Source organism: Streptomyces sp. NPDC005533 (assembly GCF_042871845.1).
Classification (GTDB): Bacteria; Actinomycetota; Actinomycetes; order Streptomycetales; family Streptomycetaceae; genus Streptomyces.
The window spans coordinates 1-24,949 of record NZ_JBIAJH010000018.1; the positions used below are offsets into that span (position 1 = coordinate 1).

The 24,949-nt window shown below is 72.1% G+C and carries 21 protein-coding genes; 6 read left to right on the forward strand and 15 right to left on the reverse strand.

Features of this window, described 5'->3' with window-relative positions; all coding sequences use genetic code 11:
• Window positions 1-91: 91 nt before the first annotated feature.
• The 8 genes from ACFYP3_RS19495 to ACFYP3_RS19530 form a co-directional block, all read right to left on the reverse strand.
• Window positions 92-1,858, reverse strand: coding sequence for a cation:proton antiporter (locus ACFYP3_RS19495; protein WP_388833809.1), 1,767 nt, complete (start codon window positions 1,856-1,858; stop codon window positions 92-94).
• A 39-nt stretch (window positions 1,859-1,897) separates the two neighbouring features.
• On the reverse strand, window positions 1,898-2,950 hold the full coding sequence (locus ACFYP3_RS19500; RefSeq protein ID WP_388833812.1) for a cytochrome d ubiquinol oxidase subunit II: 1,053 nt from the start codon (window positions 2,948-2,950) through the stop codon (window positions 1,898-1,900).
• The gene (locus tag ACFYP3_RS19505; RefSeq protein ID WP_388833815.1) at window positions 2,950-4,446 is read right to left on the reverse strand and encodes a cytochrome ubiquinol oxidase subunit I; all 1,497 of its coding nucleotides are present in this window, start codon (window positions 4,444-4,446) and stop codon (window positions 2,950-2,952) included. The genes ACFYP3_RS19500 and ACFYP3_RS19505 overlap by 1 nt, the downstream gene beginning before the upstream one ends.
• Window positions 4,447-4,485: 39 nt before the next feature.
• Window positions 4,486-5,325 (reverse strand): SDR family oxidoreductase, encoded by an 840-nt coding sequence (locus tag ACFYP3_RS19510; protein ID WP_388833818.1) that lies wholly within the window; start codon window positions 5,323-5,325, stop codon window positions 4,486-4,488.
• A 159-nt stretch (window positions 5,326-5,484) separates the two neighbouring features.
• Window positions 5,485-7,065 (reverse strand): GMC oxidoreductase, encoded by a 1,581-nt coding sequence (locus ACFYP3_RS19515; RefSeq protein ID WP_388833821.1) that lies wholly within the window; start codon window positions 7,063-7,065, stop codon window positions 5,485-5,487.
• Between the two features lie 146 nt (window positions 7,066-7,211).
• A complete protein-coding gene (locus ACFYP3_RS19520; RefSeq protein ID WP_388834119.1) occupies window positions 7,212-8,135 on the reverse strand; it encodes a cyclase family protein in 924 nt (307 codons plus the stop codon).
• Window positions 8,136-8,167: 32 nt separating this feature from the next.
• Complete coding sequence (locus tag ACFYP3_RS19525; protein ID WP_388833823.1) at window positions 8,168-9,637, reverse strand: gluconokinase, GntK/IdnK-type; 1,470 nt, start codon at window positions 9,635-9,637, stop codon at window positions 8,168-8,170.
• 10 nt (window positions 9,638-9,647) lie between these two features.
• The gene (locus ACFYP3_RS19530; RefSeq protein ID WP_388833826.1) at window positions 9,648-11,051 is read right to left on the reverse strand and encodes a chloride channel protein; all 1,404 of its coding nucleotides are present in this window, start codon (window positions 11,049-11,051) and stop codon (window positions 9,648-9,650) included.
• Window positions 11,052-11,473: 422 nt separating this feature from the next.
• Here ACFYP3_RS19530 and ACFYP3_RS19535 point away from each other — a divergent pair, with 422 nt between their 5' ends.
• Window positions 11,474-12,859, forward strand: a complete 1,386-nt coding sequence (locus ACFYP3_RS19535) for a chloride channel protein (protein ID WP_388833829.1) — start codon at window positions 11,474-11,476, stop codon at window positions 12,857-12,859.
• A gap of 34 nt (window positions 12,860-12,893) precedes the next feature.
• Here ACFYP3_RS19535 and ACFYP3_RS19540 read toward each other — a convergent pair whose 3' ends face one another.
• Entirely contained in the window at window positions 12,894-14,324 is a 1,431-nt protein-coding gene (locus ACFYP3_RS19540; protein ID WP_388833832.1) for a DUF2252 domain-containing protein, read from the reverse strand.
• A 188-nt stretch (window positions 14,325-14,512) separates the two neighbouring features.
• Here ACFYP3_RS19540 and ACFYP3_RS19545 point away from each other — a divergent pair, with 188 nt between their 5' ends.
• The 5 genes from ACFYP3_RS19545 to ACFYP3_RS19565 all read left to right on the forward strand — a co-directional run bounded on the left by ACFYP3_RS19545 (window position 14,513) and on the right by ACFYP3_RS19565 (window position 18,793).
• A complete protein-coding gene (locus ACFYP3_RS19545; protein ID WP_388833835.1) occupies window positions 14,513-15,907 on the forward strand; it encodes an MFS transporter in 1,395 nt (464 codons plus the stop codon).
• A 39-nt stretch (window positions 15,908-15,946) separates the two neighbouring features.
• Window positions 15,947-16,243, forward strand: a complete 297-nt coding sequence (locus tag ACFYP3_RS19550; protein WP_388833839.1) for an amphi-Trp domain-containing protein — start codon at window positions 15,947-15,949, stop codon at window positions 16,241-16,243.
• A gap of 4 nt (window positions 16,244-16,247) precedes the next feature.
• Entirely contained in the window at window positions 16,248-17,213 is a 966-nt protein-coding gene (locus tag ACFYP3_RS19555) for a hypothetical protein (protein WP_388833842.1), read from the forward strand.
• Window positions 17,214-17,298: 85 nt separating this feature from the next.
• The gene (locus ACFYP3_RS19560; protein WP_388833845.1) at window positions 17,299-18,393 is read left to right on the forward strand and encodes a glutamate--cysteine ligase; all 1,095 of its coding nucleotides are present in this window, start codon (window positions 17,299-17,301) and stop codon (window positions 18,391-18,393) included.
• A gap of 85 nt (window positions 18,394-18,478) precedes the next feature.
• Window positions 18,479-18,793 (forward strand): SHOCT domain-containing protein, encoded by a 315-nt coding sequence (locus ACFYP3_RS19565; RefSeq protein ID WP_388833848.1) that lies wholly within the window; start codon window positions 18,479-18,481, stop codon window positions 18,791-18,793.
• A gap of 39 nt (window positions 18,794-18,832) precedes the next feature.
• On the opposite strand, the gene ACFYP3_RS19570 is transcribed toward ACFYP3_RS19565, so the two are convergent.
• The 6 genes from ACFYP3_RS19570 to ACFYP3_RS19595 all read right to left on the reverse strand — a co-directional run bounded on the left by ACFYP3_RS19570 (window position 18,833) and on the right by ACFYP3_RS19595 (window position 24,700).
• Complete coding sequence (locus ACFYP3_RS19570; RefSeq protein WP_388833850.1) at window positions 18,833-19,297, reverse strand: DUF6325 family protein; 465 nt, start codon at window positions 19,295-19,297, stop codon at window positions 18,833-18,835.
• A gap of 111 nt (window positions 19,298-19,408) precedes the next feature.
• The gene (locus tag ACFYP3_RS19575; RefSeq protein WP_388833853.1) at window positions 19,409-20,149 is read right to left on the reverse strand and encodes a GAP family protein; all 741 of its coding nucleotides are present in this window, start codon (window positions 20,147-20,149) and stop codon (window positions 19,409-19,411) included.
• A 27-nt stretch (window positions 20,150-20,176) separates the two neighbouring features.
• Window positions 20,177-22,042 (reverse strand): glycoside hydrolase family 15 protein, encoded by a 1,866-nt coding sequence (locus ACFYP3_RS19580; protein WP_388833856.1) that lies wholly within the window; start codon window positions 22,040-22,042, stop codon window positions 20,177-20,179.
• 34 nt (window positions 22,043-22,076) lie between these two features.
• A complete protein-coding gene (locus ACFYP3_RS19585; protein WP_388833859.1) occupies window positions 22,077-22,496 on the reverse strand; it encodes a PLD nuclease N-terminal domain-containing protein in 420 nt (139 codons plus the stop codon).
• A 27-nt stretch (window positions 22,497-22,523) separates the two neighbouring features.
• Window positions 22,524-23,357 (reverse strand): class II glutamine amidotransferase, encoded by an 834-nt coding sequence (locus ACFYP3_RS19590; protein ID WP_388833862.1) that lies wholly within the window; start codon window positions 23,355-23,357, stop codon window positions 22,524-22,526.
• 125 nt (window positions 23,358-23,482) lie between these two features.
• Window positions 23,483-24,700 (reverse strand): hypothetical protein, encoded by a 1,218-nt coding sequence (locus ACFYP3_RS19595; protein ID WP_388833865.1) that lies wholly within the window; start codon window positions 24,698-24,700, stop codon window positions 23,483-23,485.
• Between the last annotated feature and the right edge of the window lie 249 nt (window positions 24,701-24,949).

Genomic DNA, 24,949 nt, shown 5'->3' on the forward strand with positions numbered 1-24,949 from the left:
GCCCTCGTACTGGACGTACTGGGGTGCTCCGCCAACGCGGCGAGGTGCGGTGCCGGGCGGCGCGGGCGAGGCAAGATCCGGAAGAGACGGCCTAGGAGTCGGGGACGGGGCCGAGCAGGACGACGACGTCGCCCTGGCGCGGGGTCGGGGGCCGCGTCTCGTCCACCGGGTCCAGGCGGCCGTCGGCGCTGACCAGGAACAGTGCCCGGTGTCCCGGCGGGACCGGATCGGAGGCGGGCCGCACGAGGAACCGGGCGCCCTGTTCGTAGCGGGTCGCCAGGGCGTGCCGGACGGGTGAGCCGCCGAACAGGACGGCGCCGCCCGTGTAGGGCGCGACGACGCCGTGGTCCTCGTGGGGCGGTCCGACCCGGTAGACGGGGCCCTCGACGTTGTCCTCGACCACCATCGAGGCGAGCGCGTTGAAGTCGTCGTCGTCGGTGAGCAGGAAGACGGCGTTGACGCCCTCCAGCCGGACCCGGGGGTTGGTGGCCGTGGCCAGCAGGTCTCCCCTGGCCAGCGTTATTCCGGCGTCCTGGATCCGTTCGCGTTCCTCGCCCGTTCCCGCCCACATCTCCAGGTCCAGCCCCGTCGACCGCAGGGCCGTGCCCAGGGCGATGGCCCACGGGGCACCGCCCACGAGCAGCGGCCGCGTGAGGTTCGGCCGGGCGACGCCGAGCCGCCGGGCCACGGGGCCGGCGGTCAGGGCGTACACCACGGCCGTCGAGACGATCACGAGGAACGTGATGGGGAGGACCTTGGAGGCGCCGCGCAGTCCCAGTTGGACGAGGCTCGCGGCGAAGGCCGCCGCGGTGGAGGCAGCGACGATGCCGCGGGGGGCCATCCATCCCAAGAACGCCCGCTCCCCCGGGGTCATGCCCTTGCCCAGGGTGGCGACGTAGGCGACGAGCGGCCGCACCACGAGGACCAGGAGGGCGACGAGGGCGAGTGTGGGAAGGAGTACGGGGGTCAGGGAGGACGGGGTGACGCCGGCCGAGATGGAGATGAAGAGCAGCCCGATGATCAGCTGGACCAGTGTCTCGAAGAAGGGCCGGCGGACGGGCATGTCGAAGCCCCGGATGTTGGCCGCGGCCATGCCGGTGACGATCGCGGCGATGAGCCCGGTGTCGTCGCGGACGATGTCGCAGCCCGCCGACACGGCGATCACCGTGGCCAGTTGTGCCAGGGTGCCGAGCGTCTCGCCGAGCCGCAGCACGCGCAGGGTCAGCCACAGCAGGGCGATGCCGACGGCTCCGCCGACGAGGCCGACGGCGATGCTGACGAGGAACTGGCCGATCTGGTGGCCGCGGCCGATGTCGATCTGCTGCGTCGTGTCGATGGCGTGGAAGACGAGTGCTCCGAGGATGGCGCCGATCGGGTCGGTCAGCGTCCCTTCCCAGATCAGCAGGCGCCGCACCTCGTCCGTCGGCCGTACGTACTGGAGCAGGGGCCCCACGACCGTGGGCCCCGACACGACGAGGATCATGCCGACCATCGCGGCCACCCTGAGCGACATGCCGAACAGGGCCGGGCCCACGGCGCGGACGGCCAGGAAGGTGAAGGCCACGCCGAAGAGGAGCAGCCGGCCCACGATGGTTCGGGTGCGGCCGGTGAAGTTGCGCAGGTCGAGGCCGAGGCCGGCGTCGTAGAGGATCACCGCCACGGACAGGGACACCAGGGCGGAGAAGTCCTCCCCGATCAGCTGCTGGGGGTGAACGACGTCGGTCAGGGCGCCCGCGGCGAACCCGACAGGCAGGAGCAGGATCAGCGCGGGGACGCGGAGCTTTCCGGCGAGGATCTGGCAGAGGGCGGCCAGGGCCACGACCAGGGCCAGGCCGAGGAGGATGTCGTCCTCGCTCACAGCGGTCTCCGTCCCCGCGCCGAGGGCGCGCCGGTGGGCTCAGTCGCCGTCGACGGCGTCCCCCCGCGCGGGGCCGGTCCGTCGCAGGTCGGAGTCGGTGAGGGGCTCCAGCTCGCCATGGGTGTCCAGCCAGTAGAGGAAGAGGACGGCCGGGACGATGAACAGCAGGGCGACGAGGCTGACCACCGACAGCCAGAGCAGCGTCTGCTCGTCGCCCGCCGCGTCCGCCACCGACAGGGAGGTGGGGATGAGGTAGGGGCGCTGTGCGAGCCCCCAGGCGAGGACGGCCGCGGCGACGATGCCGACGGCGCTGAAGCGGGCCCAGTGCGTCCGTCCCCGCAGCACGAGCAGTCCCGTGGCGACGAAGAACACCGCGGACGCGATCGCGAGGGCGAGCCCGGCGCCGTGGGTCAGGCCGTGCCAGACGTGCGGTGCGTCGACGCGGGTGACGAGGAGGACGCCCACGGCCGTCAGGGCGGCCGCGACGAGACCGGCGAGGGCGCGGACCCGGAAGTAGCCGACCAGGTCGGGTGCGTCGAAGCGCTGGGCGTCGGCGGTCAGGAACACGGCGCCGAGGAGCGCGGTCCCGGCGACGGTGAGCAGCCCGAACAGCAGGGACGCGGGATTGGCCCACGCGTGCGCGGAGGCCTCGGTTCCCGGTGCGATCCGGCCGGAGGCGATGGCGCCGACGGCCGCCCCGAGGCAGAAGGGGGTCACCAGGGAGGCGATGGCGAACACGGCGCCGAAGAGGCGCCGTCGGGCCGTCCGGCTGCTGGGTTTGCGCAGGGCGAATCCGGCGCCGCGCAGGACCATGCCGAGGGCGGCCAGCGCGAAGGGCAGCCACATCGCGGTGAACACCGTCTGGAAGAGCACGGGGAAGCCGGTCCACATGAGGATGAGGACGAAGATCAGCCAGACGTTGTTGACCTCCCAGACGGGTGCCATGGCGTGGTCGATCAGCCATCGGGGGCGCTTGCCGCGCTCGGCTCCGCCGGCCGTCAGGTCCCAGAAGCCCGCCCCGTAGTCGGTCCCGCCGCCGCAGGCGTACGCGGCCACGGCCAGCAGCAGGACGAAGGCGACGACATCGGCCATCACACGCCACCTCTCCCGGACGGAGCGGAGTCGCCGTCTCCCGCGGACGGGGCGTCGCCGGCCGGGACGGCCGGGCGCGGACCGTACGGGGTCGCCGCCTCGGGTGCGTCCACCGGCTGCCCGTCCGGCCGCCCGTCCGTCGCGGCGTCGGCCAGTCGCCAGCGGTCGCGCATCTTCAGCAGGACCGTGAGGAACGCCCCGAAGATGAACACGTACACCACGATCACCAGGCCGAACATGATCCAGAGGGTGGTGGAGCGGGTGGCGGTCACGGCCTCCGCGACGCGCATGTTCTGGTAGACGATCCAGGGCTGGCGGCCCACCTCGGCCGTGATCCAGCCGCATTCGACGGCGACGACGGAGCCGACGCCGGCGCAGGCGGCGCCGCGGAAGAACCACCGGGAGCCGGGGAGCCGGCGGTGGCGCAGCCAGACCAGGCCGTACCAGAGGGCGAGGAGCAGGAGCAGGCTGCCGATGACGACCATGGTGTCGAAGGCCCAGTGGGCGATCGTGGCCTGGGTGGCGTTCGGCCGGTCGCTCGCCGGTACGGAGGACAGCCCCGTCACGACGGTGTCCGGGCTGAACCCGGCGAGGACGGAGTCCATTTGGGGGAACTTGATGCCGCCGGAGATCGATCCGTCCGGGTGGAGGCGGCCGTAGAGGTACTCGGGAACGTGGCTGTCGGTCTTCCAGACGATCTCCGTCGCGGCGAACTTCACGGGCTGCTTCTGGAACACCTGCCGGGTGATCGAGTCGCCCAGGAAGAACTGCACCGGGGTGGCCACCGCGGCGAGGGTGAAGGGGACCGTGAAGCCGAGCCGGTGGTAGCGGTCCCGGCGGCCGCGCAGCCATCCGACGGCGTAGACGCCCGCCACGACGAAGCCCGCGGTCAGCAGCATCGCCACGACGAAGTGCCAGTACTGCGGCCCGAACATGGGGGTGAAGACGGCCTTCCAGACGTTCACGTCGACCGGCTTGCCCGCGGAGTCGAGGGTGAACCCCCGGGGCGTGTTCATCCACGCGTTGGCGGCGAGGATGCCGAAGGCCCCCAGGAGCGCCGTGACCGGCAGCGGCAGCCCGAGCAGGAAGTGGGTGCGCGGCTTCAGCCTGCGCCAGCCGTAGAGGTAGATGGCGATGAGTACGGCCTCGAGGAAGAACGCCCAGGCCTCGACACCGAAGCCGATGCCGAAGACGTCGCCCCACCTGCCCATCAGGCCGGGCCAGAGCAGCCCGAACTCGAACGACAGCACGGTGCCGGTGACGACGCCGATCGCGAACTGTACGGCCATCACGGCCGACCAGCGCCGGGCCAGCAGCAGGGCCGTGGCGTCGTTCCTGCGCAGGCCGATGTAATGCATGATCAGGGTGATGAGCGGCAGCGCCACGCCCATCGGCACGAGGATGATGTGGGCGGCGAGGGTGAACGCCATGAGCTGCCTGGCCGGCAGCAGTTGGGCGGGGGCGTCCGCCGCCAGCAGGTGGAGCGTGGTGTGCATGCGATCCTTCGGCGCTCGGGACGACGGTCGGAGCGAGGGTCAGCCGCCGGTGGCGAACCCGGGGAAGAGGGTCATCCCGCCGTCCACGTAGAGCGTGGTGCCCACGACGTAGTCCATGAGGTCGGAGGCGAGGGCCACGGCCGCGTACGCGATGTCCTCGGGGTCGCCGATGCGCTTGTACGGGATCAGCCGGAGCAGGTCCTCCCGGGCCTCCGCGGTCTCCCACGCGTCCTTGTTGATCGGCGTCTTGATGGCTCCGGGCGCGATCGCGTTCACGCGGATCTTCTGGGGCGCGAGTTCCTGGGCCAGGGTCGTCATGAGCATGTGCACGCCGCCCTTGGAGGAGGCGTAGTTGGCGTGCCCCGCCCAGGGGATGATCTGGTGGACGGAGCTCATGCAGATGATCTTTCCGGCCGAGCGGGACACCTCCGGGACGACGCCGCGGCGCAGGAACTCCTTCGTCGCCTCCCGGGCGCAGAGGAACTGGCCCGTGAGGTTGACGTCGAGCACCTTCTGCCACTGGGCGAGCGTCATCTGCGCGAAGGGGGCGTCGCGCTGCAGTCCGGCGTTGGCGACCAGGATGTCGATCGTGCCGAACTCCCGGACCATCCGGTCCGTCATGGCGACGACCTGGTCCTCCTGGGACACGTCCGCCTCGTACGCGGCGGCGCGCACGCCGAACGAGGTGATCTCCTCGACCACCTTCTCGGCTTCTTCGGCGTCGGCCACGTAGTTCACGACGACGTCGGCGCCGGCCCGGCCCAGACCGATCGCCGTGGCCTTGCCGATCCCACTGTTGGCGCCGGTGACCAGCGCTTTCTGACCCTTGAGCAGGTGAGCGGGGATCACTCCCCGCGGTACGCCCTCGGTGGGACTCACGATCCGCTGCCTCCTCGCATGCCCGGTCCGGTCCGTCGGACCTCGGTCCTACGGGGTCCGAGCGCCACCGAACCACCCCCGTCGCGGATCGGCGGCCCGGGCGCCGTGGCCTTGGGCCACGCGGCCGAGCATCACCCCCCGGTCGGAGGAACCGCGGGGTCAGCCCAGCCGTTCCACGAGGTGGTCGCCCACGCGCAGGGCGTTCGCGATCGCCGTGAGGGACGGGTTGACCGCGCCGATGCTCGGGAAGAAGCTCGTGTCGACCACGTACAGGTTGTCGAGATCGTGCGCCTTGCAGTTCACGTCCAGGGCGGAGGTGGCCGGGTCGTCGCCGAACCGTACGGTGCCGGCCTGGTGCGCGGTGGCGCCGATCGGCATGCCCTTGTGGAGGTAGATGCTGCGCGACAGGAGCTGGTGCTCGTGCATCCCCAGGTGGCTGAGCATGCCCTGGAGCTTGTGCCGCAGGCGCCCCAGCCCCTCGATGTTGTTCTTCTCGTCGAGCACGAGCCGGATGGTGCCGTCGCCTTCGAGGGTGACCCGGTTGTCGGGGAGGGGGAGGTCCTCGCCGCACAGCCAGAAGTCGACCGCGTGGTGGGCCATGACCTCGAAGGGCATGTCGGGGGCCACGGCACCCGCCCAGCGCGGCGCCTCGCCGTGGATCTGGTCGGCGTCCGACTTGCCGAGCATCTGGATGCCGCCGAGCGGGTAGTCCCAGTCGTCGGCGCCGAGGTACCAGTCGTGCAGGGCCAGGGTCTTCTGGAACCTGGTGTCGTTGGGCTCCTTCGAAAGGGCCATCAGCGCCAGGTTGTTGTGGCGCATGTAGTGCCGGCCGACCACGTCGGAGCTGTTCGCCAGCCCGCGCGGGTGGCGGTCGTCGGCCGAGGCCAGCAGGAGCGCCGCGGAGTTGACCGCCCCGCAGGCGACGACCACGATGTCCGCGGTGTAGGAGGCCTCCCGCCCGTCCTCGCCGCGGGTCACGACGCCGCTGACGCTGCGTCCGGTCGGGTCGGTCTCCAGGCGGACCACCCGTGCGTGGGTGACCATCTCGACGTTCGGGTGCCGCAGGGCCGGTTCCACGCAGATCACCTGGGCGTCCGACTTGCCGCGCACCAGGCAGGGGAAGCCGTCCACGCGGTCGCAGCGGACGCAGACGCTGGCGTTGGTGGCCCGCCCGTGCTCGTCCTGGGTCAGGTCGACGCCGATGGGCAGGTGGAAGGGGTGCAGACCCCGTTTCTCCAGGTCGTCGCTCAACTGCTGGATCCGCGGCTCGTGTTCGACGGGCGGATGGGCGTACTGGGCGCTGTAGGGCCCCTCCCACGGGTCCTCGCCGTGGCGACCGTGGACCAGGTAGAGGTGCTCGGCCTGCGAGTAGTACGGCTCCAGGTCCTCGTAGCGGATCGGCCAGGCCGGCGACACCCCGTCGTGGTGGCGCAGTTCGCCGAAGTCCTCGGGCCGCAGCCGGAACAGGGCCGCTCCGTAGAACTTGGTGTTCCCCCCGACGTAGTAGTTGACCTCGGGCGGGAACTCGTCGCCGTTCTTGTCCAGCCAGAATTCCGGGGCCCGGTACTTGCCCTTGACGAACACGGCGGTGGAGTCCCAGTTGTCCCGCTCGCGGGGGAGGTAGTCACCGCGTTCGAGGAGGAGCACCCGTTTCCCGGACGGGGCGAGCCGGTGGGCGAGCGTGCCGCCGCCGGCGCCCGAACCGATGATGACGACGTCGTAGTGCGGGGAGTCGCCCACGGCGACCACCGTCCTTGCGCTCGCGGGCCCGCCCTGTCAGCGGCCCTCTCTCTGCGCGCTGCCGGGACGCGGCAGCCACCCCACCTCTTCGAACGTATCCCCCCTTCCCGGCTCCGGCGACCCGACGGGTGGCCCGCACCCGCCGGTCACAGAACGGCGATCGGGTTCACGGGCGAGCCGGTGGCCGCGGGCAGTCTGAGCGGCGCCACCACGCACAGGAAGGACCAGCGGCCCGCGCGGGCGCACTCCGCGGTCAGCTCCTCGAAGCGGAGGTAGTCCAGCAGGTGCAGTCCCATGGCGTGGACCGCCAGCACGTGCACGGGGAAGTCGACCCCGGCCACCGCGCTGGGGGCGGTGTCGTTGTTGCCGTCCGAGCCCAGTGCGGCGACCTGCCGCTCGGCCAGGAACCGTACGGCCGTGGGATGAAGGCCCGTCCGGGCCCGCGCGGCGTCCCACGCCCCGCGCTCCTGGCGCCTGCGGCGATGCCCCACCCGTACGAACAGCAGGTCGCCCGGCCCGACCCGGACCCCTTGGGCCTCCTCCGCCGCGGTCAGGTCGGCGGCGCTCACGTGGTCCCCGGGCTCCAGCCACGGCACGCCCCGCAGCCGCGGAACGTCCAGGAGCACGCCACGGCCGACGATGCCGTCGCGGACGGCCTCGACGGAGAGCGCGCCGGCGCCGTGGGACGTCACGCTGCTCGCGGGCACGCCGTTGTAGAGCTCCCCGTCGAACAGCACGTGGCACAGCGCGTCGAGGTGGCTGTCCGCGTCCCCGTGCACGTTCATCGCGAACCGGTCGCGGGCGAAGTGCAGCGCGTCGCCGCCGCTCGCACCGGTCTCGCCTTCGGCGGGCGCGATCATCCGGTGGCGTGCCGGTTCGGGATTGTCCGGGCCGGGCAGCGTCTCGATGGGCGCGGCGAGGGAGACCGTACGTCCGGAGCGGACCTCGGCGGCGGCGGCCACGACGCGCTCGGGCGTCAGGTGGCCGAGGGCACCGCGCCGGTCGTCGGGGGCGCGGGGGCTGCGCCCGCGCAGCTCCTCGTACAGCGCGCGGAAGGCGCCGGCGGTCATGGTCTGCGGTGCCGACGGTCCGCTGCCCGGGGTCACGGGGATCCCCACGGGGCCAGGGCCCAGCGCAGGACGTGGCTGTCGCCCGGTTGCAGGACGGTGAGCGCCGTGCCGCTGCGGAAGGCGTCGGCCGGGCAGGACATGGGTTCGATGGCGACGCCGCGGCGGCGCCGCCCGGGCTCCGACAGGGTGTCCCCGGTGTACACCTGCACGTACCGGACGCCCTCGACGAGCCGTACGTCGATGCCGTGCCGCCCCGAGGGGTGCGCGAGCCGCACCGTGCAGTGGCCGGCGGGATCCCGGTCGAGCCCGGTGTACGCGGTGTCCAGGTGCCGGCCGCCGATGGGCCTGGCGGTGCGGAAGTCGTACGCCGTGCCCTCGACCGGCTCCTCCTCCGTGGGCAGGCCGTGTGCGTCGCCGCCGAGCCGGTGGCGGGCCGGCACGGTCAGCAGGGCGGTGTCCACCAGGTCGGTGCCCACGGTCAGATAGGGGTGCTGGCCCACGCCGTAGGGCGCCGGGATGTCCCCCCGGTTGGTGGAGGTGACGGTGGTGTCGAGTCCCTCCGGGCCCAGCCGGTACGCGGCGCGGACCTCCAGGCGGTACGGGTATCCCGGCTGCGGGAAGAGGGTGGTGCCCACCGTGACGGCGTTCTCGCTGTGGTCGAGCAGCCGCCACGGGACCCATCGGAGGAGTCCGTGGATCGCGTTGCCGTGCTCGGGCTCGGTCAGCGGGAGTTGGTGGTCCCGGTCGCCGAACCGGTAGCGGCCGCCGGCGATCCGGTTCGGCCAGGGAACGAGGAGCTGTCCGCGGCCGCCGGTGATCTCCTCGTCGGCGGCGAATCCGTCGAGGAGCGGCCGCCCGCCCACGTCGTAGTGGCGCAGGGCGCCGCCCAGCTCGACCACCACCGCCGTATGCGGGCCGTGGCGCAGCCGCCACTGTTCTCCTGATGCCGTCGGGGGCATGGGCGGCTCCTCGGTCGGTGCGGCGGCCAGGTGGGCGACGACGGCTTCGACGACGGCTTCCGGGGGCTGGTCGATGTCCACCACGCAGGCGTGCTCGTCGGGCTCCGGCTCCTGGAGGTCGGCGAACTGGCTTTCCATCAGGCGGGCGGGGAAGAAGTGGCCGTGCCGGGACCGCAGCCGGGACGCGATGAGCTGCCGTGAGCCGTGCAGATGGACCACGCGCACGTCGGGCCGTCCCCCGGCGAGCTGGTCGCGGTAGGCGCGCTTGAGGGCGGAGCAGGCCACGACGGCGGGTTCGCGCGCGGCGATCCGGCGGTCGATCCAGGCGGCGACGGCCGCCAGCCACGGGCGTCTGTCCTCGTCGGAGAGGGCCTCGCCGGCCGCCATCCTGGCCCGGTTCGCCGCCGTGTGGAAGTCGTCCGCGTCCTGGAAGGCCCAGCCGAGCCGGTCGGCCAGCAGCAGACCCACGGTGGTCTTCCCCGAACCCGCCACGCCCGTCACGAGCACCACGGACGCGGGCACCGTCACGTCGGGCGGGGGCACACGGCCTCCTTCATGAGGCGGAGCCGGACGACGTACCGGCGGCGGGGGGCCGGGCGTTCGGCGGCCCGGCCGCCTTGCCCACCGACGGAAGGGCCGGTCCGGGAGGCAGCAACTGGATCGTCACGAAGGCCACGACGGACGCGAGGATCACCACGGGGGTCATGGCCACGCTGCCGAGCACCAGGACCACGAGCACGATGCTGCTGACCGGCAGCCGCAGGGCGCTGGTCGTGGAGGCCGCCATGCCGATGGCCATGCCGGGTACGATCCCCAGGCCCGGCAGGGGCGCGAGCAGCACACCCACCGCACAGCCGAGGAACAGCGACGGGAACACGGGGCCGCCGCGCAGGCTGCCCAGGCACAGGGCGTAGGCGACGCCCGTGCAGAGCACCAGGGCGATCAGGGCCCCGACCCCCCAGGCCGACGGATCGCCGGCCATGGCGCTCAGCGTCTCCTGGCCGGAGGACGCCACGTTCGCGGGTGAGCGGCCGGTGGTGAGCCCGTACACGGCGGCGCAGACGCCGGCCGCCAGCGCGCACAGGGTCGTGTGGGCGAGGGGACGCCTCGCGACGAACCGCGCGGTCGACCGTCCCCCTCGCATGATCAGGTGCATGAGGAAGCCGATGGCCACGGCGATCGGGACGGACCAGAGCACGTCCCCGGGGTCGAGCCGCGGCAGGGGCACACCCACCTTCACGGAGAGGCTGGGCGCGTCGAGACCGGTCCAGCGTCCGAAGCCGGTGAACACGAGGGAGCCCACCCCGCTCGACAGCAGCGCGGGCAGCATGACCGCGAACAGCTGGGGCCCGCCGACCCCGGCCACCTCGATGAGCAGGACCCCCGCGATCAGCGGGCTCCCGAAGATCACCGCGACGGCCGCCGCCGCTCCCGCCGCGCCGAGGAGCGCCGTGCTCTGGGCGCTCGCCGGCACCTGCGCCAGATCCCTGAAGAGCAGCGCCAGACCGCCGCCGAGCGCGATCAACGGGGCTTCCGGTCCGAGCGTGGCGCCGAGGGGGAGGCTGAGCAGGGCGGCGAGGAGCACGCCGGGCAGGGCTCCGGGGGTGACTCCGCCGGTGTGGAGTCCGGACGCGGGGATGTGGCCGCCCCCGCCGGGCATGCGGGTGACCACGAACCCGACGCTCACGCCGGCGACGAGCAGCAGGGGCAACGGCCACCACCACGGTGGGGCGTCCCAGCCGAGGGACTCCGGCAGACCGCTCCACATCAGGTGTTCGAGCTCGTGCAGACCGACCAGGAACCAGAAGGCCACCAGCGACACCGGAACCCCGATGAGGGCGCAGAACACGAGCGCCTTCAGATAGCCGGCGCTGCGCAGCAGTTCGCGCAGCCGGTCCGCCTCTTCGGGCTGTGTGGCCCCGCCGGGCCCCGCGGGGTGCGGGTCCGCCGCCGTCATCCGCCGTGTCCCGGCTCGGCGGCGCACATCCGTCTCGGGCCACGAAGGGTTCCGGGCATGTTCGCTCATCTCCCAGGGAGTGCGGGTGGACCGGAGCGGACCGGGTCGCCGCGTCCGGCGCAGGCGCGGCGGGCCTGGACGGGCCAGAGCCATTGCAGCATCCGGCCGGGGGCTTCGCACGTCCGGACGGGGCCCGTCCCGGCTTCCCCTGCATGCGTCCGGCATCCGCCCGGCCTCGCCCGGCCTCGCCCGCCTTCGGGCGGCGAAGAGCGCCGGCCGGGCGGATCATCGAGACGAGAGGTTCGGCCGCCCGGGTGGCGGCCTCCGGCCGGCGGCGCAGGGGCGCCGCCGGCACCACACCGCTGGTGGCAGCCCCGCGGGGAAGCGCGGCCAGGGGTCAGGTGGCAGGAAGAGGGAATTCCATGACGGAGCCGAGTCCTCAACCCGTGGGCACCGGCCAGCCGCAGGAGGCGGACCGGCTGCGCGAGATCCTGCGCACACCCGGCTACCTGGTCATCCTTGTCTACTCGGCCCTCATCGGCATCCCGGTGTCGCTCATCGCGTTCTGGTTCCTCGTCGGCCTCCACGAGCTCGAACACCTGATGTGGACGGACCTTCCGCACCACCTGGGTTGGGACACGGCCCCCTGGTGGTGGCCGCTGCCCCTGCTGCTGGTGGCCGGTGCGGTCGTCGGCCTGGTCGCCGCCCACCTGACCGGCGGGGGCGGCCACATCCCCGCGGGTGGTCTGCACGCCGGTGCGACGCCCCCGGCCGCGCTGCCGGGCGTGGTGCTCGCGGCGGTCGCGAGCCTGCCGTTGGGCGCGGTGCTGGGACCGGAGGCGCCCCTGATCGCCCTCGGCGGCGCGCTGGCCCTGCTGTTCCGCGACCTCACCCGGACCCCGGCGACGCCGCAGACCACCGCGCTGCTCGGGGCGGCCGGGGCGGCCGCCGCCATCGCGGCGATCTTCGGCAACCCGCTGATCGCCGCCGTGCTCCTCATCGAGGTGTCGGGGATCGGCGGCCCCCAGCTCTTCGCGGTCATGCTCCCCGCCCTGCTCTCCAGCGGGATCGGGGCCCTGGTCTTCACGGGCTTCGGGAAGTGGACCGGGCTGGAGACCGGCAGCCTCAACCTCACGCTGCCCGCGCCCCTGCCGTCCCTGGACGCACCGGACGTGCTGTGGACCGTACTCATCGCCCTCGTCCTCGCCGTGCTGCTGAACCCCGTCCTGGAGGTGGGCCGACGGGTCGCGGGGTTCGTCTCCGCGCGGGTACTCCCCCGCACTGTCCTGTGCGCGCTGGGCGCCGCGGCCTGCGCCGCCCTCTACGCCCTGATCACCGGCCGCTCGCCCGCGGACGTCGCCCTCTCGGGCCAGGCCGCCCTCGGCGCACTGGCCGCCGACCCGCACGCCTGGGCCGTCGGTGCGCTGATCGCCGTCCTGCTCTTCAAGACCGCCGCCTACGCCCTCTGTCTGGGCAGCCTGCGCGGTGGCGCCATCTTCCCCGCGGTCTTCCTCGGAGCGGCAGCGGGCGTCCTCGTGTCTCCCCTGCCCGGGCTGGGCACCGTGGCCGCCATGGCGGCGGGCATGGCGGCGGCCACCGCGGCCGTCATGCGGCTGCCGGTCAGCAGCGTGGTCCTCGTGGTGTTGCTGCTGGGCAGCTCCGCGATGATTCCGATCGGCATCCTCGCGGCCGTGATCTCCTTCGTCACGACCGAGCTGCTCCCCGCCGGTACGGCGCATCCGCCCGCCCCGCTCGCCGAGCAGCCGCCCGCGGACACGGGCGGCGCCAGGACGGCCGGCACCCCCTGACGACGCCACGTCAGGGGGTGCCGGTGGCGCACGGTCAGTTCGCCGGAAGTTCTTCCGCCGGCAGCCGGCCCGCGCGCACCGCGTCGACCAGGGCTTGGTGGTCGCGTTCGTTCTGGTCGGCGTACGCCTCGGCGAAGGTGACGAGCGCCCGGTCGAAGGCCTCGCCGCGGCCCAGGTACGAGGCGATCGCGATCCGGTCGCCCGACCGCGCGTGCGCACGGGCGAGGGTGTGGCCGCACACCTCGGCGAACGTCGCCAGCTGCGCGGGTGACATCGTCTCCGGCATGGCGATGCCCTTCCAGTCGCGCAACTGCCGGATGTAGAAGTCGCGCTGCCTGCCGTCGATCCCGTCCACCCGCTCCCAGCCCAGGAACATGTCGCTCGCCGCCTGCATCAGCCGCTGTCCCGAGACGACGCGCTCGCCCTGGTTGCGGTAGCGGCTCGCGCCGAGGTGGGCGGCGAGCACGGAGGTGTCGGCTTCCTTGGCCTGGAGGAAGAGCGGGTCCCGGCCGTCGCGGCCGAGCAGCAGCAGGATCCAGCAGCGGGTCCCGACGCTGCCGACGCCGACCACCTTGCGGGCCATGTCCACCAGCCGGTAGTCCTCCAGGAGCACCCGCCGGTCACTCGCCATCGTGAGGCCGTAGGTTTCGATCAGGCGCTGGAACCGGCCCTCCAGCTCGGCGCGTTCGACGTCCGGCAGCAGATCCGCGAGCGGCACCAGCAGCGGGGGATCCGCCGCGATGTGCGGCCGGCCGTCGACCAGCTCCGTGAGTTTGTCGAAGGCCTGCAACGTGTCGCGCGTACGGGCCTTCGACATGGCACGGGCCAGTTTCTTCTGTCCGCCCTTGTCGAGCCGCTGCGTGACGAGGTCGTTCAGGTGGTCCGCGTCGATCTTCGCGTACCAGACGTCGAGGTTGCCCATGCCGGCGAAGCCGCGCATCGCCTCGCGGTACGAGCGCACGCCGGCGCCCACGATGCCCGCGCGCTCGGCGTCGTCGAAGCCGTTCGCCCGGCCGGCGATGACGAAGCTCGCCGACAGCCGTTTGACGTCCCACTCCCAGGGGCCCGGCAGGGTCTCGTCGAAGTCGTTGATGTCGAACATCAGCCGCCGCTCCGGAGAGGCCAGCAGCCGGAAGTTGAGCAGGTGCGCGTCCCCGCAGAGCTGGACCGTGATCCCCGAGTCGGGGCTGCCGGCCAGGTCGGAGGCCATGATCGCGGCGGCTCCCCGGTAGAACCGGAAGGGGGATTCCAGCATCCTGCCGTAGCGGATCGGGACCAGCTCGGGCACCCGGGCCGCGGACTGCTCCTCCAGGATGGCCAGCGGGTCCGGCCGGTCCGGAGAGGGCCGGTACACGGCGTGCCCCGAGCGTGGCGAGCGGCTCCGGGCCTCCTTGCCCTGGGCCGCGCGTTCCTGAGGCGTGCTGCCGGGCACCGCGCGCATCGCGGCGGTCGTGCTCTGGGACATCGGTGTGCTCCTGCCTGGACCTGCGTCCTCAGCACTCGATCCTGGATTCAACCGTAGGACGTCACCCGGTACCCCGCATGGGACGCGGTGGCCCTCCCGTCCGGAGTGCGGCGAGCGGGGCCGCGGAGCAGTCTTGAGGCAGGGCACGGCGATCGCGGCAACGCGGCGAGGCGGAGGGAGCGGCACCGGTGGCTGAACCCGACACCTCGGAACGCACGCCCGGCGCCGTGCGCGGTGTGCTGGCACCCCTCGCCCTGGCCCAGTTCATCTGCAGCTTCGCCGGTTCGAACATGAACGTGATGATCAACGACATCAGCGAGGACCTCGACACGACCGTGCAGGGAGTGCAGGTCGCGATCACCATCTTCCTCCTCGTCATGGCGGCGCTGATGATCCCCGGCGGCAAACTGACCGTCCGCTACGGACGCAAGCGGTGCTTCCTGACCGGTCTCGCGGTCTACGGCGTCGGCGCCCTGCTGAGCGCGGCGGCGCCGGGCCTGGGTGTCCTCATCCTCGGCAACTCGATCCTCGAAGGAGTCGGCACGGCGCTGCTCATCCCGCCCGTCTACATCCTCACGACGCTGCTCTTCACGGACCTGACCTCACGGGCCCGGGCCTTCGGGACCATCATGGCGCTGGGTGGCATCGGGGCGGCCGCCGGGCCGCTGATCGGCGGGCTGATCACCTCGGCCGTCAGCTGGCGGGCGGCCTTCGTGTTGCAGGCCGTGGTGATCGCCCTGATCATCATGCTGAGCCGCAGGGTCAAGGACCCCCTGCCGCCGGATCCCACGCGCCCCTTCGACACCGGTGGAGCGGTCCTCTCCGCCGTCGGGCTCATCCTCCTCGTCACGGGGATCCTGGCAGCCGACGACAACGCCTGGCTGATGCTCGCCCTGATCGTCCTCGGTGCCCTCGTCCTGCTGTGGTTCTTCCTGTGGGTGCGGGCCAAGGAACGGGCCGGCGAGGAGCCGCTCCTGCCGACGAGCCTGTTCCGCAACCACACGTCCAACCTCGGCCTCGTCACGCAGAACATCCAGTGGCTGGTGCTCATGGGGACGTCGTTCGTGGTCGCGGCCTACCTCCAGGTCGTGCGCGGGTACGACGCGGTCCAGACCGGCGTGATCTTCACGGCGGCCACGCTCGGCCTGCTCGTGTCGTCCCTGGCCGCCGCCCGCCTGGCGCGGCGGCACGCACAGCGCACGCTGATCATGGCGGGCTTCATGCTGACGACCGCCGGCATCGCCGTCCTGCTGGCCATGGTGGGCGGCTCTCCGAGTCCCTGGGCCTTCGCGCCCGGGCTGCTGCTGATCGGCCTGGGGCTCGGTGTGATGCTGACCCCGTCGGTCAACATCGTGCAGTCGAGCTTCCCCGAGGACCAGCAGGGCGAGATCTCCGGGCTGTCGCGCAGCGTGTCCAACCTCGGCTCGTCCCTCGGCACCGCGATCGCCGGCACCATCCTCGTCGCCGGGCTGACCACCCACGCCTACGCCGCCGCGATGATGACACTGGCTGTCCTCGGGCTCGTCGGGCTCGCCGCGGCGGCGTTCCTTCCCCGGAGCACGGGGCCCGGCACCGTTCCTTAGCCGTCGAGAGCTGTCGCAGGCAGCGGATGGGAGACGTCCGTGAGTGACCTCAAGTTCGAACAGAAGAGTTCCCTGTCCCGCCTCGAGGCCGCGGATCAGCTCTCCGCGCTCGCGGAGGCGCTGAGGCAGGGCGGCGACGTGGAGCTGGAATTCGGCTCCGGGACGCTGAGCCTGCAGGTTCCCGACGAACTCCGCACCGAGATCGAGGTCGAAGTGGGCGACGGGGAGATCGAGCTGGAGCTCGAACTCAAGTGGCCCACGGTCCGCCCCGAGGCCGCGCCGCCCCGGACGAAGCGGTCGGCGCGGGGCAAGGGATCGGCGTCCGGGACGTCGTGATCGCGTGACACGCCGCCTGCCGCCCGGCCCGCCACGGGCGATCGTCGCCACCGCCTTCGTGATCGCCCTGGCCGCCGCGCCGCCCGGTCCGGCGTTCGCGTTCACCGGCGGCAACCACGAGGAGATCACCCGGGCGGCGCTGCCCTGGGAGCCGATCACCCTGTCCGCGATGGCCGACGCCCGCGAGGGGGCGATCAACGCCAACGACCACGGCGGATACTTCCTCCTCGGCCCGCTGCACTGCGACAACGCCGACTACCTCGCCCCCCGGTACGCGCCGTCGTATCCCCGCAGCCGGGACGAGGCCACCACCGAGCTCCTCGCCTGCGTCCGTACCTCCGTGACCCGCTTCCGGAGCGCCGTCCGGGCGGCCGACGGCCTCGTCGACGCGGACGGCAGGGTGCGGGCCGACCAGAGCGACCTGTCCTCGCCCTGCACCTGGAAGGAGACGTCCGACCGCGCCAAGTGCGAGGTCCTGGAACAGCTCGGCCGCGGGTGGCACCAGATCGAGGACTTCTACGCGCACTCCAACTGGTCCGACCGGGCCGCCCCCGGCCCGGTCGGCCTCGCCGACCCTCCCGGACTGGCCCGTACCGACGTCGCCCCCTTCCTCGACATCCGCCGGTACAGCGCCATGAGCGACGCCGACTGGACCCGGGAGGCACGTGCCCGCATACCGGTGGACCTCACGACCGGCTGCTACGCCGATTTCGACTCCACCGGGGTGAAGGACGACGTGTGCGCCGGCCGTGTCCCGCACAACCAGACCCTGAACAAGGACACCTCCGCGTCCCCCCGCTCCAGGACCGGCGGCAACTTCGAGCACGCCGTGTCCGGGGCCACCGCCGAGATCACCCGCCAGTGGAACGACTTCAAGGCCGAACTGCTCGCGACTTATCCGGAGCACCGGCGCGGCGAGCAGATGATCTGCGCCCTGGTCCACGACGACCCGCGGTCGAGCTGCCCCTGACACGAAGGGCGGCAGCCTTTCCCCTATTACGCCGAAATAGCCGTTTCTCTGGGTCATCGCGGCGGCTTCGGGGTAGCCACCCAGCATGATCACTGTTGGGGTCGAGGAGGAGTACCTGCTGGTCGACCCGGAGACCCTCCTGCCCGTACCGCTCGTGCAGGACGTGCGGGCCAGCGCCAGCCTGACGCCCATCGCGGACGAGCGGGAGGTCCAGGACGAACTGCTCCAGGCGCAGATCGAGGTCGCCACCCCCGTCTGCACGGGCCTGGAGGAGGTGGGTGGCCACCTCCTGCGGCTGCGTCACGCCGTCGCCTCCGCCGCCCAGGCCAACGGCTGCCGCATCGCGATCTCCGCCACCGCGCCGGTCCGGGACGTCGTCCCCGTGCCCGTCACCGGCACGGCGAGGTATCTGCGGATGCGAGGAGAGGCCCGGTTGCTCGTCGACGAGCAGCTGATCTGCGGCATGCACGTCCACGTGGGGATCCCGGACCCGGAGACCGGCGTGGCCGTCCTGAACCGGCTGCGCGTCTGGCTCCCGACCCTGCTGGCGATGTCCGCGAACGGGCCCCTGTGGGACGGGCGGGACACCGGCTTCGCGAGCTGGCGCACGATCGTCTTCGGCCGGTGGCCGGTCAGCGGCCCGCCGCCGCACTTCGCGGGGTTCGCTGACTACGAGGCGCGGGCCGACGCGCTGGTGGAGTCCGGGCTGATCCCCGATCGGGGGCAGCTGTACTGGCAGGCCCGGCTCTCCGAGCGCTACCCGACCGTCGAGGTGCGCTGCTGTGACGTGCAGCTGGAGGCGGACGACGCGGTCATGCTCGCCGGCGTCGTCCGCGGGCTCGCCGCCACCGCGATCGCCGAGGAGAAGGCGGGGGCCGCGCCCGCGCTGTGCCCGCCGGAGATCCTGCAGGCCGCGATGTGGCATGCGGCCCGACACGGGATGAGCGGTACGTTGATGGACCCGGAAGGCCGGCTGCGCGGCAGCGCGGACGTCGTGTGCGCGCTGCTGCGGCACATCCGCCCCGCCCTTGAGGACAACGGTGACTTCCGCGAGGTGAGTTCGCTCCTTCACCGCCTCCTGCGGCACGGCACGTCGGCCGACCGCCAGCGCCGGGCCCTGGCCGGGAACGGCCTGTCGGCGCTCGCGGACCTGATCACCACGGGAGCCACCACCGGGTGAGTCGCCCGCCGAGGTGCGATGCTGGAAGCAGTGGAGGGCCGGCGGCTGGACTTCCGGGCCGGCCCCGTCAGCAAGGGAGAATGACGTGCCCGGTCTTCTTCGAGGAATAGCGCGCACCGCGGTGGTCGCCGGTACGGCGACGGCGGTGTCCAACCGCGTGTCGCGGCGCCAGGCGGGCCGGTGGGCCGCGCAGGACGATCAAGCCGTCGCGCAGCAGCAGCAAGCGCCTCAGCAGTACGCCGCCCCACCCGCACCCGCTGCCCCCGCCGCCGCTCCGGCCATGGGGGACGACATGAGCAGCAAGATCGACCAGCTCAAGGAACTCGGAGCGCTGAAGGAGCAGGGAATCCTGACCGAGGCGGAGTTCGCGGAGCAGAAGAGCAGGATCCTCCAGGCCTGATCTCCGGGGCCTGAGCGTCCGGAGGCGGCCCGGCCGGGCTCACTGCGCCGGCGGGCCGCTTTCGGGTTCCTCTGCCGCGTCGAGGGAGGCGAGCAGGGCCTGTACGGGGATGCGGCCGCTCGCGACCAACTGCGCGCCGCTGCGCCGCAGGGCCCGGGCGAAGGGAGCGGCCCACCGGTTCTCGTAGACCAGGATCGCGGCCGCGTTGCCCGGCTGGAGGGCGTTGCCCGCTTCGTCGAGGTCGTCCTGGCCGAGCAGTTCGGACGACGCGCCTTCGAAGACGGACAGGCCGAAGGAGTTCCCTTCGCCGTCGAGGTCGGTGAGTTCCAGGGCGGTGACGGTCCCGTCGGCGTCCTTGCGCACGAAGCGGAGGTCGAGGAGGTGGATGATGCCCTGGTCGACCAGGTCGATCAGCAGGGGGAACGCCTCGCCCGTCATGCGGTTTCCGGGGAACTCGACGACCACGTAGTCGACGGGGCCCATGTCTTCGATGTCGTCGCTCATGAGCGCTCCTCGCGTATGGCTCGACGGCCCGGCGGTGGGGGCCGGACCTGCGCATCGGTGGCCGGACACGGCCCTGACCTCATTGCAGCATCCGCCGCGGGGCCCCGCACCTCAGCCGGTGAGCTGGTAGAGGCTCCTGCCGACGAGCCACAGTCCCAGGAGGAGGCACACGACGACGATCGCCTGCTCCTTGTGCCGTTCCAGCCACGCGCGCAGGCCCAGCAGGGCGCGCCCGGCCTTCTCCGGTGAGAACACCATGTACAGCTCCATGGCCAGCAGGGTGGAGGTGGCGAGGAGGCAGAAGCCCATGAGGGCCAGGAAGGACTGCGCGTGGGAGAGGTCGGCCTGTACGACGGTGGCGGCCGCGGCGGCGACCATCCCCCAGGGCTGAAGGAGCACGGCGAGGGCGGCCGCGGACCATACGGTGGCCTCGTCCATTCGGGAGGTCATGGACGACCCGGTGTTCTCGGCCCCCTCGGCCCCGGCCCCCTCGGCCCCGGCCCCCTCGGCCCCCTCATCCGCGGAGGGATCCGCCTGCGCGGAGGGATCCGCCTGCGCGCGGCCACGGCGGCTCCGGCGCCGCCGGTGCTCGCTGTACACGACCAGGCCGACACCGATCACCAGCGTGGCCACGAGCGCCGCGATCGACGGAGGCGAGCGGGGCGGGGGCGGCTGCCCGCCGGTGAAGAGGAGGACCATCGCCATCACCGCCACGAGGCACGCCAGCCAGGCGAGGATGAAGGCCAGGCCCTTCCGCACCCCGTGGGGTGCGGAGACCACCAGGACGAAGGCCATGACGGGCAGCGGGAACAGGGTGACCGCCAGGCCGATGAGGAGCAGGTCGAGGACCATGGCAGCGCACCCCCTCGGAGGGCAGGCTCAGGCGGCGCCCGCGACCTGGTCGAGCTCGGAGTCGAGGGCGAGGGCGGCGGTGATGAGGGCCAGGTGGGTGAAGGCCTGGGGGAAGTTGCCCAGCTGTTCTCCGGTGAGACCGACCTCTTCGGCGAAGAGCCCCACGTGGTTGGCGTAGGTGAGCATCTTGTCGAAGGAGTAGCGGGCCTGATGGACGCGACCGGCCTTGGCGAGGGCGTAGACGTGCAGGAAGGAGCAGAGGGAGAAGGTGCCCTCGGAGCCCTGCAGGCCGTCCGGCGAGGCCTCCGGGTCGTAGCGGTAGACGAGGCTGTCGGAGACGAGTTCGGTGTCCATGGCGTCGAGGGTGGCCAGCCAGCGCGGATCCTTGGGGGCGATGAAGCCGACCAGGGGCATGAGCAACAGGGAGGCGTCCAGGACGGTGTTGTCGTACTCCTGGACGAACGCCTGACGTTTTTCGCTCCAGCCGAGGGTCATCACCTGGTCGAGGATCGCGTCCCGTGCGGCCGTCCAGCGGGGCAGGTCTGCGGGGCGGGCGGTGGCCACGGCCTGGCGGATGCCGCGGTCCAGGGCGACCCAGCACATGAGACGGCTGTACGTGAAGTCCTTCCGGCCGCCCCGGGTCTCCCAGATGCCCTCGTCGGGGCGGTCCCAGTGGTCGCACAGCCAGTCCAGCAGGGCGGCGCAGCGCAGCCAGTCGTCGTAACCGATGACGTTGCCGACCTGGCCGGTCTGGGCGAGGGCGTAGACGGCCTCGCCGTAGATGTCCATCTGCAGCTGGTCCGCGGCGCCGTTGCCCGAACGTACCGGTCTGGAGCCGCGCCACCCTTCCAAGTGGTCGAGGACCTCCTCGGTCAGGTACGGGTCGCCGTCGACGCGGTACATGATCTGGAGGGGCTCGCCGTTGGGAGCGCCGCCGTCCCGCAGCCGCTGGAGCAGCCAGCCGCGGAAGGCGTTGGCCTCGTCGGTGAACCCGAGGTCGCGCATGGCGCGCACCGAGAGGGAGGCGTCGCGGACCCAGGTGTAGCGGTAGTCCCAGTTGCGCTCGCCGCCCTCCTGCTCGGGCAGGCCCATGGTGGCGGCGGCGATCGGCGCGCCGGTGGGCGCGTACGTCAACAGCTTGATGGTGATCGCGGAGCGGTTGACCATCTGCTGCCAGCGGCCGCGGTAGGTGCAGTGCGCGGTCCAGCCGTGCCAGAAGTCGCGGACGTCGTTGAACTCCTGCGTCATGTCGTGGACGTTCACCGCCGGCGGGGGCGCGCCGTCGGCGTCGCAGACCGTCAGGAGGACGGCCGCGCGTTCGCCTTCGGCCAGGGCCAGGGTCGCGCACACGTCCGTCCCGTCGACCTCCAGGTCGACCGGCCCCAGTGCCTGTAGGTACGCGGTGATGCCGGGGCCGTCGAAGCGGGCGGTGGCGTCGTCTTCGAACGTCAGGTCGTGGGGTGCGCGGCCGTAGTCGAACCGCGGGCGGCACTCCAGGCTGAAGCGCGCGGTGCCGCGCACACCCCGCATGACCCGCACCACCTGGTGCCGGTCGGTGACGGTGTGCGGATCGTGGACGGGCATGAAGTCGATGACCTCGCCGACGCCCTCGGGGGTGAGGAAGCGGGTCATCAGGACGGCGGTGTCGGCCATGTAGAGCTGCTGGGTGACGACCTCGGCGCTGCCCGCCGGTCCGTCGTCGGAGACGTCGGGCGCGTCGGCGGTGATGGCGAAGTAGCCGCCCGCGCGGTCGTCGAGCAGGCCGGCGAAGATGCTGGGCGCGTCGAAGCGGGGTGAGCAGAACCAGTCGAGCACGCCCTCGGAGGAGACGAGGGCACAGGTCTGCAGGTCCCCGATCAGACCGTGCTCGGCGATCGGCGGGTAGGGGAGCACCGGCCTCTCCTTCCTGTCCGTCCACGTCCGGTTCTCAGGAACCGAGGACCTTCTCCTTGGCCCGCTCGTACTCGGCCGCCGTGAGGTCACCACGGTTCTTGAGCTCGGCGAGCTTCGCCAGTTCCTCGGCGTGACCGGTGGGCCCGGCGCTGTCGCGCACGTAGGAGCGGAAGGCCTGCTCCTGCTGTTGGGCCCGGTTGAGCTCGCGTTCGCCCATCCCGCGGCCCCGGGCGATCAGGTAGACGAACACGCCCAGGAACGGAAGGATGATGACGAAGATCGTCCATCCGGCCTTGCCCCAGCCGCTCAGCGCGTCGTCACGGAAGATGTCGGCGATGACGCGGAAGAGCAGCATGAACCAGAGGACCCAGAGGAAGATCAGCATCATGGTCCAGAAGAAGTTCAGCAGCGGATAGTCGTAGTCGTCCGCGAGGTTGAGCAACGAGTTCTGCATGGCCCGGTCTCCTGTCGGTCGGGTCGGTCAGGCGGGCACCGGGGCGAAGGAGAACAACTCGTCAGCGCCCGGCTGTACGACGCCGTAGCTGCTTTCCGGTACCTCGTTCCAGGCGCCGGGGAGGTCGCCGAGGGGTTCGGACACGATCAGGCGGGTCTCGTCGGAGACCTCCTGGAGGAACGCCATGTCCGGGTGCAGCCTGCGCAGCGAGTCCACCTTGCTGCTGTAGAACAGCGAGCGTGAGGCGTGCCCGCTGGAGTAGCGGAAGGCCCAGACGCGTTCGCCGTCGGTCATGGCGAGGGTCATCTGGAGCGGGAACTCCACTCCGTGCTCGTGCCCGACGCGCTCCACCACCCCCGCCATCCTGGCGATGGCGGTCGGCGGGTCCTGTTCCAGGCCGAAGGTGAGGGCCAGGTAGAACATCACCTCGGAGTCCGTCGTTCCGCCGATGTCGGCGTAGAGGGCGGGATCGACGAGCAGGGTGAGGTCCCGGCGCATCATGTGGAAACCGGAGATCGCTCCGTTGTGCATGAACATCCAGCGGCCGTGCCGGAACGGGTGGCAGTTCGACTGCTGCACGGCCGTCCCGGTGGAGGCCCGGATGTGTGCGAAGAACAGCGGGGAGCGGACGTGGTCGGCCATCTCCCGCAGGTTGCGGTTGTTCCAGGCGGGACCGACGTCCCTGAGGAGTGCCGGAGTCTCGATGTCGTCCGTGTACCAGCCGACACCGAACCCGTCGCCGTTCGTCGTCTCCACTCCGAGCTTGGAGTGGAGGCTCTGGTCGATCAGCGAGTGAGCCGGTTTGTACAGGATGGTGTCGAGCAGCATGGGCGTACCCGAGTACGCGAGCCATCGGCACATGGGTCATCACCTGCGTCTCTACGGCGCTGGGGGAAACGAACCGCCGGCCCGCGCGCCCCCGGGATGGATTGCCGTGCCTTCCCGACGCGCCGCGGCCGACGTCATGTGGATCTCGTCCGGCCATCTCATTCTCGGGTCCCTCCCCCGGGAGCGCCACGCGGGGCGCCGGCCCCGTCACCGCGCCGGCCACCGGCCGCCAGCAGCGCGAGTACGGCCAGCACGGCCAGCAGGATGAGCGCCAGCAGCAGGACCGTGAGCACCGTCGGGTGGTTCCACAGCGCGAACACCAGCGCGAGGACGATCAGCACGCCGATGGTGAGCCAGCGCCGGCGGGCGAGGACCCAGGTGCCGACGCGCCCGGTGTGCACTCCGTGGGTGGCTCCCCAGCCCGCGGCGGAGTCGGCCGCGCGCTCCGCCGTGCCGCGGACGCCGCGCGGCAGCCGGCCGGCACCGGAGAGGTAGGCGCCGAGGGCGACGACGATCCCGAGGACGATCGCGGTGCGGATGCTGACCTTCAGGAACCGTACGAGCGTGTCGAAGATGGCCGCGGCCGCCGCGGGCGACTGGACCTGCTCCGGGAGGTGGTCGAGGTAGTAACGGCGGGCGATGACCAGACCGATGGCCAGGACGAGGCAGGCGGCGGCCGCGCACAGCATGGTGGTCACCAGGGCCCGGCGCCGGCGCCGGGCGAGCAGGACTCCGCCCACCCCGAGGAGCACGGTGAGGACGGGCAGCCAGTTGCCGAGGACGTCGAGCAGGTGGACCATGCTCCTGATCTTGGCCAGTTGGTCGGACTGGAAGAGCACCATCTGCTTGTTGACCTCGGGGATCTTCTCGGCCGGGGAGATGCCGGCCTTCACGAGGTCCTCCTTGACCTTCTCCACGGCCTCGCCGATGTCCAGGGTGACGGTGCCGCCCTCGACCTCCACCGCGCCGCGGCCCTGCCCGGTGAGTGCGTGCACCACCGCGTTGTGGGCGGCCCGGTTGGCCGTGGTCCAGATCTTCTCGAAGCGGTCGCTGTCGACGAACCGGGTGGCCACCTTGGAGACGGCCGCGTCGGCGGCGGAGTCCAGTTGGGGGCCCAGGGCCTTGACGGCGTTGCCGACGCGGGGCGGCAGTCCCTGTGATTCGAGCCATTTCGCCAGGTCGTCCGTGACCTGTGCGCCGTTGACGCGGACGTCGGCCGCCTCGGTGATGCGGTGGACCGCGGCGGCCTCGACGTCCGGGTTCGAGGCGAGCGGGGCGACCGTGGAGACGTACCGGTCGGTGTTCAGCACGATGTCGTGGACCCACACGGTGAGCAGGGAGACCGGGACGAGGATGCACGTGAGCGTGATCAGCACGGCCGAAACGGTGCCGGCCGCGATCCTCCGGGAACGCGAGGCCTGACGTCCCGGGGCGGGCGCCTCGGCGGGCGGCTGGGACGGCAGACTCATAGCGCTCCCTGGGGACGACTGAGGTGAAAGGCCGCTTCCCGGCCATTCGACATGCCGCACCGCGGGTCCGCGCGTTCAGTTGGGCTCATCGTGTGAGACGTGTGAGAGGTGTGAAGCGCCTGGGCGAGGCGTGGGACGCGCGTGACGCGCCGGACC